11 protein-coding genes and 1 riboswitch are annotated in these 15,103 nt (G+C 74.4%); of the genes, 2 read left to right on the forward strand and 9 right to left on the reverse strand.

Annotation, left to right across the window (positions count from 1 at the left end):
- Nucleotides 1–20: 20 nt before the first annotated feature.
- The 9 genes from cobI to pitH all read right to left on the reverse strand — a co-directional run bounded on the left by cobI (nt 21) and on the right by pitH (nt 12,830).
- A complete protein-coding gene (cobI, locus tag ACIRGB_RS24650) occupies nt 21–752 on the reverse strand; it encodes a precorrin-2 C(20)-methyltransferase (RefSeq protein ID WP_403868928.1) in 732 nt (243 codons plus the stop codon).
- On the reverse strand, nt 749–2,155 hold the full coding sequence (locus ACIRGB_RS24655) for a cobyrinate a,c-diamide synthase (protein WP_403869134.1): 1,407 nt from the start codon (nt 2,153–2,155) through the stop codon (nt 749–751). Before ACIRGB_RS24655 ends, cobI begins: the two co-directional genes overlap by 4 nt.
- Complete coding sequence (gene cobO / locus ACIRGB_RS24660) at nt 2,152–2,751, reverse strand: cob(I)yrinic acid a,c-diamide adenosyltransferase (RefSeq protein ID WP_403868931.1); 600 nt, start codon at nt 2,749–2,751, stop codon at nt 2,152–2,154. The genes ACIRGB_RS24655 and cobO overlap by 4 nt, the downstream gene beginning before the upstream one ends.
- On the reverse strand, nt 2,751–4,775 hold the full coding sequence (locus ACIRGB_RS24665) for a putative cobaltochelatase (RefSeq protein WP_403868934.1): 2,025 nt from the start codon (nt 4,773–4,775) through the stop codon (nt 2,751–2,753). Before ACIRGB_RS24665 ends, cobO begins: the two co-directional genes overlap by 1 nt.
- A complete protein-coding gene (cobN, locus tag ACIRGB_RS24670; RefSeq protein ID WP_403868937.1) occupies nt 4,772–8,425 on the reverse strand; it encodes a cobaltochelatase subunit CobN in 3,654 nt (1,217 codons plus the stop codon). The genes ACIRGB_RS24665 and cobN overlap by 4 nt, the downstream gene beginning before the upstream one ends.
- A complete protein-coding gene (locus tag ACIRGB_RS24675; protein ID WP_403868940.1) occupies nt 8,422–9,930 on the reverse strand; it encodes a cobyric acid synthase in 1,509 nt (502 codons plus the stop codon). Before ACIRGB_RS24675 ends, cobN begins: the two co-directional genes overlap by 4 nt.
- Nucleotides 9,927–10,892 (reverse strand): cobalamin biosynthesis protein, encoded by a 966-nt coding sequence (locus tag ACIRGB_RS24680; RefSeq protein ID WP_403868943.1) that lies wholly within the window; start codon nt 10,890–10,892, stop codon nt 9,927–9,929. The genes ACIRGB_RS24675 and ACIRGB_RS24680 overlap by 4 nt, the downstream gene beginning before the upstream one ends.
- A gap of 105 nt (nt 10,893–10,997) precedes the next feature.
- Nucleotides 10,998–11,143: riboswitch (cobalamin riboswitch) on the reverse strand.
- Nucleotides 11,144–11,314: 171 nt separating this feature from the next.
- Entirely contained in the window at nt 11,315–11,536 is a 222-nt protein-coding gene (locus tag ACIRGB_RS24685) for a hypothetical protein (RefSeq protein WP_030404451.1), read from the reverse strand.
- A 34-nt stretch (nt 11,537–11,570) separates the two neighbouring features.
- Nucleotides 11,571–12,830 carry a low-affinity phosphate transporter PitH gene (gene pitH, locus ACIRGB_RS24690; RefSeq protein WP_403868946.1) on the reverse strand — a complete coding sequence of 420 codons (1,260 nt, stop codon included), beginning with the start codon at nt 12,828–12,830 and terminating at the stop codon, nt 11,571–11,573.
- Nucleotides 12,831–13,054: 224 nt separating this feature from the next.
- Between pitH and ACIRGB_RS24695 the strand changes: the two genes are divergently transcribed.
- A complete protein-coding gene (locus tag ACIRGB_RS24695) occupies nt 13,055–13,741 on the forward strand; it encodes a class II aldolase/adducin family protein (RefSeq protein WP_403869137.1) in 687 nt (228 codons plus the stop codon).
- Between the two features lie 114 nt (nt 13,742–13,855).
- Nucleotides 13,856–14,983 (forward strand): alpha/beta hydrolase family protein, encoded by a 1,128-nt coding sequence (locus ACIRGB_RS24700; protein WP_403868949.1) that lies wholly within the window; start codon nt 13,856–13,858, stop codon nt 14,981–14,983.
- The last annotated feature ends 120 nt before the right edge of the window (nt 14,984–15,103 follow it).

Consider the following 15,103-nt stretch of genomic DNA (forward strand, 5'->3'; position numbering starts at 1 on the left):
GCACCGGGCACCACGTGCGGTCACAGCTTCCCGCCCCGCCCGCCCTCGCGCCGGGCGGGCGCGATGAGCGTCGACAGATACGGCAACGGCGCCCCGTCCAGCTCACCGGCGGGACGTACGGACTCCTCCGGCAGGCCGAGCGCCGACCCCCACACGGCGTCGTCCAGCCGCCCGCTCTCCCGCAGCGCCTCGGCCACCTCGGCCGCCTGCCGCCCGAACTTGTAGGCGACGACCGTGCCCGGCCCGTGCAGCGCCTCCTTGAGCACGGCGGCCCCCGCGGTGACCGGCACCAGCGTCAACGGCTCGGTGCCCTCGGTCAGTACGGCCCCCGACCGCGCCGCGAGGTCCTGCATGGCGGTGATCCCCGGCACGGTCTCCACGACCGTCCCCGGCACCAGCGCGCCGACGGTCTGCGCGAGGTAGGTGAAGGTGGAGTACACGTTGGGATCACCGATGGTCGCGAAGGCGACGCTGCCGTGCTCCCGCAGCAGCCCGGCCACCCGTTCCCCGGCCGCGTCCCAGGCCGCCTCGCGCCGCGCCCGGTCGGTGCGCTCGTTCAGCGCGAACACGACCCGTACGACCTTCTCGCCGCCCACGTAGTGCAGCACGGTCGCCTCGGCGCGCCCGCGTTCGCCGGAGTCCATCACGGGCACGACCACGACATCGGCGGCCCGCAGCGCGTTGACCCCCTTCACGGTCACCAGCTCGGGGTCCCCGGGCCCGACCCCCACACCGATCAGCCTGCTGCTCATGACGTCCGGCACCTCTCCACGAACCGACGGGCGACACCGGGCTCGGCCGCCCAGTGCGTGTGCAGATAGCTCGCGTGCACACCGCGCTCCACAAATCCCTCGACGCGCCGCTCGGGCGCCCGCATCCCCCACGCCGGCGCCGCCCCGGCCCCCGGCTCCACGACCGTCCGGTGGAACTCGTGCCCCCGCAGCCGCGTCCCCGCGCCGGCCAGCGCGCTGTCGGACACGGCCACGGCGTCCCGGTAGCCCAGCGTCAGCCGCTCCGACATCCGGGCGGAGGCGTCCAGCACCCCGCACATCGGCGCCCCGTCCAGCTCCCGGCACAGATACAGCAGCCCCGCACACTCGGCGGCGACGGGAGCACCACTGAGCGCCAGCTCGGCGACGGACTTCCGCAGCGGCTCGTTGGCGGACAGCTCGGCGGCGTACACCTCCGGGAACCCGCCCCCGATCACCAGCCCGGCGGTCCCCTCGGGAAGCTCCTCGTCCCGCAACGGATCGAACGCGACGACCTCCGCCCCGGCCGCGGCGAGCAACTCGGTGTGCTCGGCGTACGAGAACGTGAACGCTGCCCCACCGGCGACGGCGACGCGCGGCGGTGCCTTCTTGTCCGACCGAGTCGGGTGGTGGGTAGGCACAGGCTCGGGGGTCCAGGGGGCGGAGCCCCCTGGCAACGGCCCGGCAGCCCGCGCCAGCCCGACCAACGCCTCCAGATCACACCCGGCGGCGACCTGCGCGGCCATCGCCGCAACCGCCTCCACCGCCTGCGCACCCCGCTCGGCAACGGGTACCAGCCCCAGGTGCCGGGCGGGCACATCCACCTGCGGCGCCCGCCGCAACACCCCGAGCACCGGCACCCCGACGCAGTCCACCGCCTCCCGCAGCAGCGCCTCGTGCCGGTCCGACGCGACCTTGTTCAGGATCACGCCGCCGATCCGCACCTCCGGGTCCCAGCTCACGAACCCGTGCACCAGCGCCGCCACCGACCGCGACTGCGACGACGCGTCCACGACCAGCACCACCGGCGCCCGCAGCAGCTTCGCCACCTGCGCGGTGGACGCCAGCTCGCCCTCCCCGGCGGCCCCGTCGTACAGCCCCATCACGCCCTCGACCACGGCGATGTCGCAGCCGCGCGCCCCGTGCAGGAACAACGGCCCGACCAGCTCGGGCCCGCACAGGTAGGCGTCGAGGTTGCGCCCCACCCGTCCGGTGGCGAGCGCGTGGTAGCCGGGGTCGATGTAGTCCGGCCCGACCTTGTGCGGCGACACGGCGAGCCCGCGCCCGGCGAGCGCGGCCATCAGCCCGGTGGCGACGGTGGTCTTGCCGCTCCCCGACGAGGGTGCGGCGACGACCAGCCGGGGAACGGCGGAGGTGGTTCGGGCGTCGGAGCCGGAGGAGGTCACCACTCGATGCCCCTCTGCCCCTTCTGCCCCGCGTCCATCGGATGCTTGACCTTGGACATGTCGGTGACGAGATCGGCGCACTCCACCAGCGCGTCGGGCGCGTTCCGCCCAGTGATCACGACGTGCTGGGTCCCCGGCCGCGCACGCAGCACGGACACCACCTCGTCGGTGTCGACCCACCCCCAGTGCATCGGATAGGCGAACTCGTCCAGCACGTACAGCTTGTACGTCTCGGCGGCCAGGTCCCGCTTGACCTGCTCCCAGCCCTCCCGGGCCTTCTCCTCGTTGTCCAGCTGCGCGTCCCGCTGGACCCAGGACCAGCCCTCGCCCATCTTGTGCCAGTCGACCGAGCCGCCCTCGCCGCTGGCGCCCAGCACCCGCAGCGCGTTCTCCTCGCCGACCTTCCACTTGGCCGACTTGACGAACTGGAACACCCCGATCGGCCACCCCTGGTTCCAGGCCCGCAGCGCCAGCCCGAAGGCGGCCGTGGACTTGCCCTTCCCGACGCCCGTGTGCACCACGACCAGCGGACGGTTGCGCCGCTGACGGGTCGTCAGCCCGTCGTCCGGTACGACACTCGGCTTCCCCTGCGGCATTACGCGACCCTCCTGCTGCCCGGCCTGCTGCCCTGCACGTCCTTCACGAGCCCGGCGATCGAGTCCGCCCGCAGCTCGTCCAGCGTCACCGCCGTACCGCCCAGCTCACCCGCGAGCCGCCCGGCCAGCCCGAGCCGCACCGGCCCCGACTCGCAGTCCACGACGACGGAGGCGGTGCCCTCGGCGGCGAACAGCCGCGCGGCACGCGTCGCGAGCGCGACCGGCTCCGGACCGCCCGTGGCCCGGCCATCCGTCACCACGACCATCAGCGGCCGCCGCGCCGGGTCCCGCAGCCGCTCCACCCGCAGCACCTCGTGCGCCTTGAGCAGCCCGGCCGCGAGCGGCGTACGCCCCCCGGTCGGCAGCGACTCCAGGCGGACCGCCGCCGCGTCCACCGACGAGGTCGGCGGCAGCGCGACCTCCGCGGCCGAGCCCCGGAAGGTCACCAGCCCCACCTTGTCCCGCCGCTGGTACGCGTCCAGCAGCAGCGACAGCACGGCACCCTTGACGGCACTCATCCGCTGCCGCGCGGCCATCGACCCGGAGGCGTCGACGACGAACAGCACGAGGTTGCCCTCGCGCCCCTCACGGCTCGCCTGCCGCAGATCGTCCCGGCGCACCACCAGCCCCGGCCCGCTGCGCCCCCGCGCCCGCTGGTGCGGGGCGGCGGCCTGCACGGTGGCCGCAAGGTGCAGCTTGGTCAGCGCCCCCCGGGGCCGCCGGGCCCCGATGGTCCGCCCGTGCTCGGTCCGCGCCCGGGACCGCCGCCCGGCGGCACCCTCGCCGAGCCCCGGCACGCTGAGCACCTTGGTCCGGAACGGCTCGGCGGCCCGCGCGGGGGACTGCTCACCGGCACCGCCCGACGGCTGCGGCTCCCCGCCCTCCCCGGCCTCGGGCCGCGCGGCGGCGTCGCCGTCGCCCTGCGGCGCGTCGTCGGGCTCGGGCTGCCCACCGGGACCGCCGCCGGGACCCGGATCGGGATCGTCGTCCCCGTCCCCGTCCTGCCCGTCCGACCCGCCGAACTCCTCCAGCGTCTCGTCCAGCTTGTCCTCGTCCAACCCGGGCGCGTCGAACGGATTGCGCCGCCGCCGGTGGGGGAGTGCCAGCAGCGCCGCCTGCCGCACGTCCTCCGCGAGCACCTCGGTCCGCCCGGCCCAGGCCGCCAGCGCGGTCGCCGTCCGGGCCATCACGATGTCGGCCCGCATGCCGTCCACCTCGAAGGCCGCACACGTCGCCGCGATCTGCCGCAGCGCCCCGTCGCCGAGCCGCACCGACGGCAGCAGCTCCCGCGCCGCCACGATCCGCGCCCGTACGGCGGCCTCCTCGCCGGCCCAGCGCGTCGCGAAACCGGCCGGGTCGTCGTCGTACGCCAGCCGGCGCCGTACGACCTCGACGCGCTGGTCGGGCTCGCGCGAGGCGGCGACCTCGACGGTGAGACCGAAGCGGTCCAGCAACTGCGGGCGCAGCTCGCCCTCTTCGGGGTTCATGGTCCCGACGAGCAGGAACTTCGAGGCGTGCCGCACGGACACGCCCTCGCGCTCGACGTAGGAGGCGCCCATCGCGGCGGCGTCGAGCAGGAGGTCGACCAAGTGGTCGTGGAGCAGGTTGACCTCGTCGACGTAGAGGATCCCGCGGTGCGCGTCGGCCAGCAGCCCCGGCTCGAACGCCTTGACGCCCTCCGCCAGCGCCCGCTCGATGTCCAGGGCGCCCACCAGCCGGTCCTCGGATGCCCCGACGGGCAGCTCGACCATCCGCGCCGGGCGCGACGCGAACGCACCCGGCTCGTGCGGGCCGTCCGGGCAGCCCGGGTCGGGAGCGTCCGGGTCACAGGAGAAACGGCACCCGGAGACGACGTCCACCTCCGGCATCAGCGCCGACAGCGCCCGCACCGCCGTGGACTTGGCGGTGCCCTTCTCACCGCGGACCAGCACACCGCCGACGGCCGGGGAGACGGCGTTCAGCAGCAGCGCGAGCCGCAGGTCGTCCTGGCCGACCACGGCCGTGAACGGGAACGGGGTACTCACTTGTCGTCACCCTCCAAGTCACCTTCGAGCTCCAGGTAGGTGGCGCGCAGCCGCTCCAGCGTCTCCGCGTCCGGCTCCGCCCACAGCCCCCGGTCCGCGGCCTCCAGCAGCCGCTCCGTGATGCCGCGCAGCGCCCAGGGGTTGGACTTCTTCATGAAGTCCCGGTTCTCCGGGTCGAAGACGTACTCGGCGCTGAGCCGCTCGTACATCCAGTCGTCCACCACCCCGGCCGTGGCGTCGTACCCGAAGAGGTAGTCCACGGTGGCCGCCATCTCGAAGGCGCCCTTGTAGCCGTGCCGCCGCATCGCCGCCATCCAGCGCGGGTTGACCACGCGGGCGCGGAAGACCCGGTGGGTCTCCTCGCCCAGCGTCCGGGTCTTCACCTGGTCCGGGGTGGCCGAGTCGCCGACGTACGCCTCGGGGGAGGCCCCCGTCAGGTGCCGCACCATGGCGACCATGCCGCCGTGGTACTGGAAGTAGTCGTCGGCGTCCACGAGGTCGTGCTCACGCGTGTCCACGTTCTTCGCGGCCACCGCGATCCGCCGGAACGCCGTCTCCATGTCCCCGCGCGCCGCCCGCCCGTCGAGTCCGCGCCCGTAGGCGTAGCCGCCCCACACCGCGTACACCTCGGCGAGGTCCGCGTCGGAGCGCCAGTTGCGGGCGTCGATCAGCGGGAGCAGACCCGCGCCGTACGCGCCCGGCTTGGAGCCGAAGATGCGGGAGGTGGCCCGGCGCCGGTCGCCGTGCTCGGCGGTGTCCTCGTCGGCGTGCGCCTTGACGAAGTTGGACCCGGCGGGCTCGTCCAGCTCCGCGACCGCCCGCACCGCGTCGTCGATCAGCCCCACCACGTGCGGGAACGCGTCCCGGAAGAAGCCCGAGATGCGTACCGTGACGTCGACGCGGGGCCGGCCCAGCTCCTCGACCGGGACCACCTCGAAGCCCGTCACCCGGCGCGAGGCGTCGTCCCACACCGGACGGCACCCCAGCAGGGCCAGGATCTCCGCGATGTCGTCGCCCTGGGTGCGCATCGCGGACGTGCCCCACACGGTGAGGCCGACGGACTTCGGGTATTCACCCGTGTCGTCCAGGTACCGCTGGATCAGCGAGTCGGCCAGCGACTGGCCCACCTCCCAGCTCAGCCGGGACGGGATCGCCTTCGGGTCGACGGAGTAGAAGTTCCGGCCGGTCGGCAGGACGTTGACCAGCCCGCGGGTCGGGGAGCCCGACGGCCCGGCGGGCACGTAACCGCCGTCCAGGGCCCGCAGGATGTGCCCGATCTCGTCGGTGGTCCGGGCCAGGCGCGGCACGACCTCCGTGCAGGCGAACTCCAGCACCGCGACCGCGTCGGGGAGTTCGGTGCCCAGCACGTCGCGCACCAGACCCGGTACGGCCGCCGGGTCCCACTCCCGCAGCTCCATCCCCTCCGCCACCCGGCGGCACAGCTGCTCGAGGAGGTCGATCGCGTCGGCCGCCGACCGGGCCGGGCCGTCCACCAGCTCCGTCAGCTCCACCGGCACCTTCACCGGGGCACCGGGCTCGGCCAGCAGCTCCTTCTCCACCAGGCCGAAGTACTCGGCCAGGGACGCCCTCAGGCCCGGCAGGGCGTTCGCCTGCCCACCCCACACCTGCGAGGCGCGCAGGACCGCCAGGACCAGGTTGACGCGCGGCTCGCCGACCGGGCCGCCGCCCAGGACGTGCAGGCCGTCGCGGATCTGCACGTCCTTGATCTCGCACAGGTAGCCGTCGATGTGCATGACGAACTCGTCGAACGCGTCGTCGTCCGGCTGGTCGTCCACGTGCAGGTCGTGGTGGAGCTCGGCCGCCTTGACCAGCGTCCAGATCTGCGCCCGGACCGCCGGCGCCTTCGTCGGGTCCAGGTCGGAGACGAGCGCGTACTCGTCGAGCAGCTGCTCCAGCTTGGCCAGGTCGCCGTAGGTGTCGGCGCGGGCCATGGGCGGGACGAGGTGGTCGACGACGGTGGCGTGGCCGCGCCGCTTGGCCTGGGTGCCCTCGCCGGGGTCGTTGACGATGAACGGGTAGATCAGCGGCAGGTCGCCGAGTACGGCGTCCGGTGCGCAGCCCGCGCTCAGGCCGAGGCCCTTGCCCGGCAGCCACTCCATCGTGCCGTGCTTGCCCATGTGCACGATCGCGTCGGCGCCGAAACTGTGCTCCAGCCACCGGTAGGCGGCCATGTAGTGGTGCGACGGGGGCATGTCCGGGTCGTGGTAGATCGCGATCGGGTTCTCCCCGAAGCCGCGCGGCGGCTGGATCATGACGACGACGTTTCCGAACTGGAGGGACGCCAGCACGATGTCGTCGCCGTCGACGTACAGCGAGCCCGGCGGCTCGCCCCACGCCTCGGTCATCGCGTCCCGCAGTTGCGGGTCCAGCGTCTCGAACCAGGCCCGGTAGTCGGCCAGCGGCACCCGCGCGGGCGCGGCGGCGAGCTGGTCCTCGGTCAGCCACTCCACGTCGTGGCCGCCGGCCGCGATCAGCCGGTGGATCAGCTCGTCGCCCTCGGACGGGTAGCCGGTGACCCCGTACCCCGCGTCCCTGAGCGCGTCCAGCACCCGCACCGCCGACGCCGGGGTGTCGAGACCGACCGCGTTGCCGACGCGGGAGTGCTTGGTCGGGTACGCCGTGAAGACCAGCGCGAGCTTCTTGTCGGCGTTCGGCTTGTGCCCGAGCGCCGCGTGCCGGACGGCGATCCCGGCGACCCGCGCGGCCCGCTCGGGGTCGGCGACGTAGACCGGCACCTCGTCGGGACCCTGCTCCTTGAAGGAGAACGGCACGGTGACCAGGCGCCCGTCGAACTCCGGGATCGCGACCTGCATCGCCGCGTCCATGGGGGAGAGGGCGGCGTCGGAGGACTCCCAGGCGGCCCGGGAGGTGGTGAGGCAGAGCCCTTGCAGCACCGGCACGTTCAGGTCGGCCAGCGCCCCGACGTCCCACGCCTCCTCGTCACCGCCCGCCGAGGCCTGCGAGGCGTGCGTGCCGCCCGCCGCGAGGACGGTGGCGACCAGGGCGTCGGTCCGGCCCAGCAGCTCGTACAGCCCGGGGTCCGCGCCGCGCAGCGAACCGCAGTACACGGGCAGGGCGTTGGCGCCGCGCGCCTCGATCGCGTCGCACAGCGTGTCGACGAACGCGGTGTTGCCGCTGAGCTGGTGGGCGCGGTAGAAGAGCACGCCGACCGTGGGGCGGCCCTCGGTGAAGACACGCTCACCGTGGACGCCGTACTCCGGCATCTTCCGGGGTTCGTCGAAGCCCTCGCCGGTCAGCAGCACCGTGTCCGACAGGAACCGGGCGAGCTGGGTGAGGTTGTCCGGGCCGCCCTCGACCAGGTAGCGCAGCGCCTGCGCCACCACCCCGGCCGGGACCGAGGACTCGGCCATCAGCTCCGCGTCCGGCACGCTCTCGCCGCCGAGCAGGACGGTCGGGATGCCGGCGGCCTTCAGCGCGGCCAGCCCGTCCTCCCAGGCGCGCTTGCCGCCGAGCAGGCGCACCACGGCGAGGTCCGCGCCCTCGACCAGGCCCGGCAGTTCCTCCCGGACGTCGACCCGGGTCGGGTTGCCGATCCGGTAGGCGGCGTCCGACGCGCGGGCCGCCAGCAGGTCCGTGTCGGCGGTCGACAACAACAACACTGTGCTCATGCGGGCGCTCCCGGTGGAATGAAGGGCAGTCCTTGCGGCGCGCCGGACTCGATGAGCCGCCACAGCGCGTCGGTGTCCGCGTGGTGTTCGATCAGATCGCCGAGCCGGTCGAGCTGCTCCTCGCGCAGCGCGGCGAACGAGGTGTCGGGGGCCGGTACGAAGCGGCGGCCCGCGGCGGCGGCCACCTCGCGCAGGAACGCCCGCCGGAAGCCGTCCGACTCCAGCGAACCGTGCCAGTGGGTGCCCCAGGTCTGTCCGACCCGGCAGCCGTCCAAGAAGGGCTCCCCGCCCGTCACTTCGGCGACCCCGTGGTGGATCTCGTACCCCTCGACCCGCTCGCCGAGGGCCTCGCCCACCGGCCGGGTGAGGGTCTTCTCGCGGGCGAACCGCACCCGCACGGGCAGCAGCCCGAGCCCGTCCACGTGCCCGGCGCGGGACTCGACCTCGTCCTCGATGTGCTCCCCGAGGAGCTGGAACCCGCCGCAGACGCCGAGCACGGGCCGTTGTTCGGCGACCCTGCGGACGATCGCGTCCGCGAGCCCCCGCTCCCGCAGCCACTGAAGCGCCCGCACCGTTCCGCGCGTCCCCGGCACGACCACCAGGTCGGCGTCGGCCAGTTCCTCCGGCCGGTCCACGAACCGCACCACGACACCCGGCTCGGCGGCCAGCGCGTCCACGTCCGTGAAGTTGGACATCAGCGGCACCGCGCAGACGGCGACCCGCAGCACGTCCTCGCCGACCGGCGGCGCGACGGCCGACTCCCGCACGGTCCCGCGCAGCGAGACCCGCAGTCCGTCCTCCTCGTCGATGCCGAGCCCGTGCCGGAAGGGCAGCACGCCGTACGTCCGCCGCCCGGTGAGGCCGTGCAGCATGTCGAGGCCCGGCTCCAGCAGCGACACGTCGCCGCGGAACTTGTTGACGAGGAACCCGGCGACCAGCGCCTGGTCCTCGGGTGCCAGCAGCGCCACCGTGCCGAAGAAGGAGGCGAAGACGCCCCCGCGGTCGATGTCGCCGACGACCAGGACCGGGAGTCCGGCGCCCCGGGCGATCCCCATGTTCACGATGTCGGTGCGGCGCAGGTTGATCTCGGCCGGGCTGCCCGCGCCCTCGCAGATCACCGCGTCGTACGTGGCGCGGAGTTCGGCGAGCGAGTCGAGCACCGTGCCGAGCAGCCGCTCCTGGCGCCCGCCGTGGTAGCCGCGGGCGCTCATCTCGCCGACCGGCCTGCCGAGCAGCACGACCTGGCTGCTGCGCTCCCCGCCGGGCTTGAGCAGCACCGGGTTCATGTGCGCGGTCGGCTCCACCCGGCAGGCCTGGGCCTGCATGGCCTGCGCCCGCCCGATCTCCGCGCCCTCGCGGGTCACGAAGGAGTTCAGCGACATGTTCTGCGCCTTGAACGGCGCCACCTTCACGCCCTGCCGCACCAGCCAGCGGCAGATCCCGGCGGTGACGACGCTCTTGCCGGCGTCGGAGGTGGTACCGGCGACGAGCAGACCACCGTTCATGACGTACGTCCCTTCCTGACGATGCCGCGCGCGGCCAGCCGTGCGCCCGCGCACACGCCCAGCGCCAGCCAGCTCACGCGCCGGGACAGCCGTATCGCCCGGTCGATGTCGCCGGAACCGGCCCGTACCGGGCGTCCCGCGGCGCCGTTGAGGACGGGCCGGTGCTCGACCCGCCCGCCGTAGGAGAGCGTCCCGCCCAGCCGCACGCCCAGGGCACCCGCGAACGCGGCCTCCACGGGCCCCGCGTTGGGGCTCGGGTGCCGTGCGGCGTCCGCGCGCCAGGCCCGCACCGCGCCCCGCGGATCACCGCCGGACACGGTGGCCAGGACGGCGGTCAGCCGGGCGCCCGGCCAGCCCGCGAGGTCGTCCAGGCGGGCCGAGGCCCAGCCGTAGCGGCGGTACCGGGGCGACTTGTGGCCGACCATGGCGTCCAGCGTGTTGACGGCCCGGAAGCCGAGCAGCCCCGGCACCCCCGCCACGGCGCCCCACACCAGGGCGCCCACGACGGCGTCCGAGGTGTTCTCGGCGACGGACTCCACGACCGCCCGGGCGAGGCCGTCGGTGTCCAGCGCCCGCGGGTCCCGCCCGCACAGGTGCGGCAGCCGCGCCCGGGCCGCCTCGACGTCCCCGGCCGCCAGGGCCCGGCCGATGGCGTTCGCCTCGCGGGCCAGCGAGGTGCCGCCGACCACGGCCCAGGTGGCCGCGCCGGTCAGCGCGACGGAGGCGGCGGGGGAGCGGTGTACGGCACGGGAGGCGGCCAGCCCGAGGGCGACGGCGCCACCGGCGCACACGGCGGTGTGCAGGGCGCCCCAACCCCGGTGGTCCCGCCACAGCACCCGTTCCACGGCGCCCGCGGCACGGCCGAACGCGGCGACCGGGTGTCCGCGGCGCGGGTCGCCGAGGAGGAGGTCGCCGAGGAGGCCGGCGGCGGCGCCGTACGCGAAGACGCGTCCGGCACGCACGGGCTCAGCCGGTCACACGGTCGGGGAGACACCTGGTACGGGGCGTCGTGCGGGGGCGGCAGCCGGGCATCGCGTCATGTCCTCACTCAGGGTGTCCACGCCCTGGTTCGAAGAGTCCGGCGGTGAGAGTTCCTGGCTCCCGGGGATTCCTGTTCCCCGGTCACAGTGGCGGGACCGCGCCGGATTCGCACCGGGCTTCCTCTCCTGCCGCCGTAGATGGCCCCGGAAGTCCACCACGGCCCGCGAACACCCGTCAACCTGGCGTTGACCTGCGACGGGGGAGTGTGCGAAGGCCCACACACGAGTGGTGTGCGCCGGCACGCGAAAGGGCGGGGCGCGGAACGGTTCGAGTCCGTTCCGCGCCCCGCCCCGGCGCGTGTGCCCGTGGACCGGGCGGTAATCGAGCGGTGGCCGACCGGCGGTCAGGCGACGATCAGATAGATCCCGTACGCCACCGCCGCCGTGCAGGCCGCGAAGCAGGCGTAGGCGCCGGTGACCGCGAGGGTCGCGGAGCCGCCCTGGGCGGCGGCCCGCTCCTGGCGGGAGAGGCCGACGATGCCGAGGGTGAACAGGCCCACCAGGGCCACCGTGACCACGAGGCTGACGCCGAAGACGGAGCCGAGGGCTGCCCAGTCGATGCTCATGGAGGTTCGCTTCCTTCGTACCCGGGCTGCGGGTTCAGACGGGGGTGGCGGCCGACGGGGCCTTGGGGTCGGAAGGGGCGGCGGCCGGGACGGTGGCCGCCAGGTCCTCGGTCACGCCCGTCGGGGGCGGCGACACGGCGGCCATCGCCGTGGTGACCACGCCGGCCGGCTCGGGCTCCCGGGCGCCGGCCGCGTCGCCGTCGACGACGTTGGTGTGGTCGACGACCTCACGGCGGGAGACCCGCCAGATCGCGAAGCTGGACGCGACCAGGAACACCGCGACGAGGGCCGTGCCCCAGTCGCCGAGGCGGCAGACCCACTCGGCGAGCGCGGCGACCAGGGCCGCGGCCGGCAGCGTCAGGCCCCAGGCGATGAACATCCGGGTGGCCGTGGACCAGCGGACCACGCCGCCCTTGCGGCCGAGGCCCGCGCCCATCACCGCACCGGAGACCGAGTGCGTGGTGGACAGGGAGAAGCCGAGGTGGGAGGAGGCCAGGATGACCGTGGCGGCACTGGTCTGGGCGGCGAAGCCCTGCTGCGGCTGGAGGTCGGTCAGGCCCGTGCCCATGGTGCGGATGATGCGCCAGCCGCCCAGGTAGGTGCCGAGGGCGATGGCCAGACCCGCGCTCAGGATGACCCACACGGGCGGGTCGGAGTCGGGGGCGAGCGAGCCGCCGGCGATCAGGGCGAGGGTGATGATGCCCATGGTCTTCTGGGCGTCGTTGGTGCCGTGGGCCAGCGAGACCAGACCGGCGGAGGCGATCTGGCCGGCCCGGTAGCCCTTCGCGGCGGCCCTGCCGTCGGCCTTGCGGCCCAGCGCGTACGTCATCCGGGAGGCGAGCAGCGCCGCGAGGCCGGCCACGATCGGGGCGGCGATCGCGGGGAGGAGCACCTTGGTGACGAGCACGTCGCCGTTGACCGCGCCGATACCGGCCGAGGCGACGGCGGCACCGATCAGGCCGCCCATCAGGGCGTGCGAGGAACTGGACGGGAGCCCGACCAGCCAGGTCAGGAGGTTCCAGAGGATCGCGCCGACCAGTGCGGCGAAGATGACCTCGGGACGGATGCCGGTCTCGTCGACGAGACCCTTGGAGATCGTGTTGGCGACCTCCACGGAGAGGAAGGCGCCTACAAGGTTGAGGACGGCGGACATCGCCACCGCCACCTTGGGCTTGAGCGCACCGGTCGAAATGGTGGTGGCCATCGCGTTCGCGGTGTCGTGGAAACCGTTCGTGAAATCAAACGCGAGTGCGGTTACCACCACAATCGCGAGGATCAGCGAGAAGCTTTCCATTTACCCAGGCAATCGTTCGAGGTCGTTGGCGCGACGAACGTAGGTAACCAGGGTGAACGGAAGATGAACTGGGCAGGGCGTCACGGTGACCGGAAACGGGGTCGAAGCCTCCCTCTGCGTGCCCGCTCCGATGCTCTCCGGAGACGTTGCTGGCAGGATCACCGCGAGGCCGCTCGGCGGCGGGACGTGAGGGGCGCGCGGGCGCCGGGGAGGAGACGGTGACTGTGACACAGTCGCGGGCCGAGGGCGCAGAAGCGGACCGAAGGACGGCCGAGGAAGCGGCCTGGGCGGACCTCGTCGCGACGGCCCGGCGGACGGTGGCGGAAGGGCTGGTCGTCGGTACCTCCGGCAACGTCTCGGTGCGCGTCGGCGACACGGTCCTGGTCACCCCGTCGGGCGTGCCCTACGACCGGCTGACCCCGGACGACGTGACCGGCGTCGGCCTGGACGGACGCCAGGTGCGCGGCACGCTGGTCCCCACCAGCGAACTGCCCATGCACCTCGCCGTGTACCGCGCCGACCCCGGCGCCCGGGCCGTCGTCCACACCCACGCCGTGCACGCGACGGCGGTCTCCCTGCTCGTCGACGAACTCCCGCCGGTGCACTACATGACCGCCGCGCTCGGCGGCCCCGTCCGGGTCGCCCCCTACGCGGCCTACGGCACCGACGAACTCGCCCGCGCCATGCTCGACGCCCTCACCGACCGCACCGGCTGCCTGCTCCGCAACCACGGCACGGTCACCTACGGCAGCTCCCTCGACCAGGCCTACGACCGCACCGCCCAGCTCGAGTGGATGTGCCGCCTGTGGCTGACCGCCGCCTCGGTGCCGGGCCGCGCACCGTCCCTGCTGACCGCGGCCCAGCTGGCGGAGGTGACGGAGCGCCTGCGGGGCTACGGGCAGCGAAGCTGACGCGGGGTGCGTGCCGGGCGGTTCCCGGGGTACCGGCTACGGGACACGAGCACCTCGTCACCCCCTGTCACCCGTCCACTGGCCGCCCGAGGACTCCACCAGGAGACTGGCCCCATGCGCACTGTCACCGCAACGGCAGCCGCCGTCACCGCAGCTCTGGCGACCGGAGCGGCGAGCGTCGCCGTCGGCCGGCTCGCCAGCGACGCGGCGCTCAAGGCGCCCCCCGGCCGGCCCCTGCCGACCGAGCCCCGGCTCACCGTGCACGGCACCGCCGCCGGGCAGATCACCCTCACCCGGGACCTGGCCGCGCTGCGCCCCGGCCGGTACGGGCTCGCCGGTGACGGCTCCCACGCGGTCGTGGGACCGGTCCTCGGCACCGTCGAACACGGCGCCGACACCGTCGTACGCCGCCTCGAACGCGTCACGCACGGCACCTTCGAAACGGGTGACCGGGCGTGGTTCACCCCCAACCTGTACGTCGGGAACCCGGGCACGGCCCTCGACCTCGAGTACGCCGACGTCGAGGTCCCGGGGGAACTCGGTCCGCTCCCGGCCTGGTTCCTGCCCGGGGCCCGCCCGACCTGGGTCATCGCCGTGCACGGCCTGGCCGCCACCCGCGAACACGCCCTGAACGTGATCGCCCCCCTGCACCGCCGGAACGTGCCGGTGCTCGCCCTCGCCTACCGCGGCGACGTCGGGGCACCGCCCTCGCCCGACGGCCTGCACCACTTCGGCGAGACCGAGTGGCGCGACGTGGACGCCGCCGTCCGCTACGCCCTCGACCACGGCGCCCGCCAGGTCGTCCTGCTCGGCTGGTCCACCGGCGCCACCATGGCCCTGCGCACCGCCGCGCTCTCCGGCGTGCGCGAGCGCATCGCGGGGCTCGTGCTGGACTCCCCGGTGCTCAGCTGGGAGACCACCCTGCGCGCCCTGGCCGCCGCCCGCCGCACCCCCGGCGCGCTCCTGCCGCTCGCCGTCCGCGCCGCGCAGGGCCGCGCCGGGCTGCACGCCGACCGGGACGCCGGCACCGCCGGTCTGTACCGCCCGGCCGTCCCCACCCTGATCTTCCACGGCCCCGGCGACGCGGTGGCCCCCTGGCGCCTGTCCCGCCGCCTCGCCGACACCCACCCGCGTCTGGTCGCCCTCCACGCCGTCCGGGACGCCCCGCACGGCGCCATGTGGAACGCCGACCCCGCGGACTACGAGGAGACCCTCCGCCGCTTCATGACCCCACTGGTGTGATCCCCTCCCACGAACCCCTCCCGTGCCCCCGTCGCCCGCCCCGCGGCACCCGCCCGCGGGCGCGGCGAACCGGTTCCGTTCAACGCCGTACCACTGTCCTGATCCGGTGCCCGAACAGCG

Origin of the sequence: Streptomyces sp. NPDC102490, assembly GCF_044765285.1 — a bacterium.
Classification (GTDB): Bacteria; Actinomycetota; Actinomycetes; order Streptomycetales; family Streptomycetaceae; genus Streptomyces.

Bases quoted from the DNA above. Each gene is read 5' to 3' on its own strand.
- cobI (WP_403868928.1), bottom strand. From the start codon at position 752: ATGAGCAGCAGGCTGATCGGTGTGGGGGTCGGGCCCGGGGACCCCGAG.
- cobO (WP_403868931.1), bottom strand. From the start codon at position 2,751: ATGCCGCAGGGGAAGCCGAGTGTCGTACCGGACGACGGGCTGACGACC.
- cobN (WP_403868937.1), bottom strand. From the start codon at position 8,425: ATGAGCACAGTGTTGTTGTTGTCGACCGCCGACACGGACCTGCTGGCG.
- ACIRGB_RS24675 (WP_403868940.1), bottom strand. From the start codon at position 9,930: ATGAACGGTGGTCTGCTCGTCGCCGGTACCACCTCCGACGCCGGCAAG.
- ACIRGB_RS24685 (WP_030404451.1), bottom strand. From the start codon at position 11,536: ATGAGCATCGACTGGGCAGCCCTCGGCTCCGTCTTCGGCGTCAGCCTC.
- pitH (WP_403868946.1), bottom strand. From the start codon at position 12,830: ATGGAAAGCTTCTCGCTGATCCTCGCGATTGTGGTGGTAACCGCACTC.
- ACIRGB_RS24700 (WP_403868949.1), top strand. From the start codon at position 13,856: ATGCGCACTGTCACCGCAACGGCAGCCGCCGTCACCGCAGCTCTGGCG.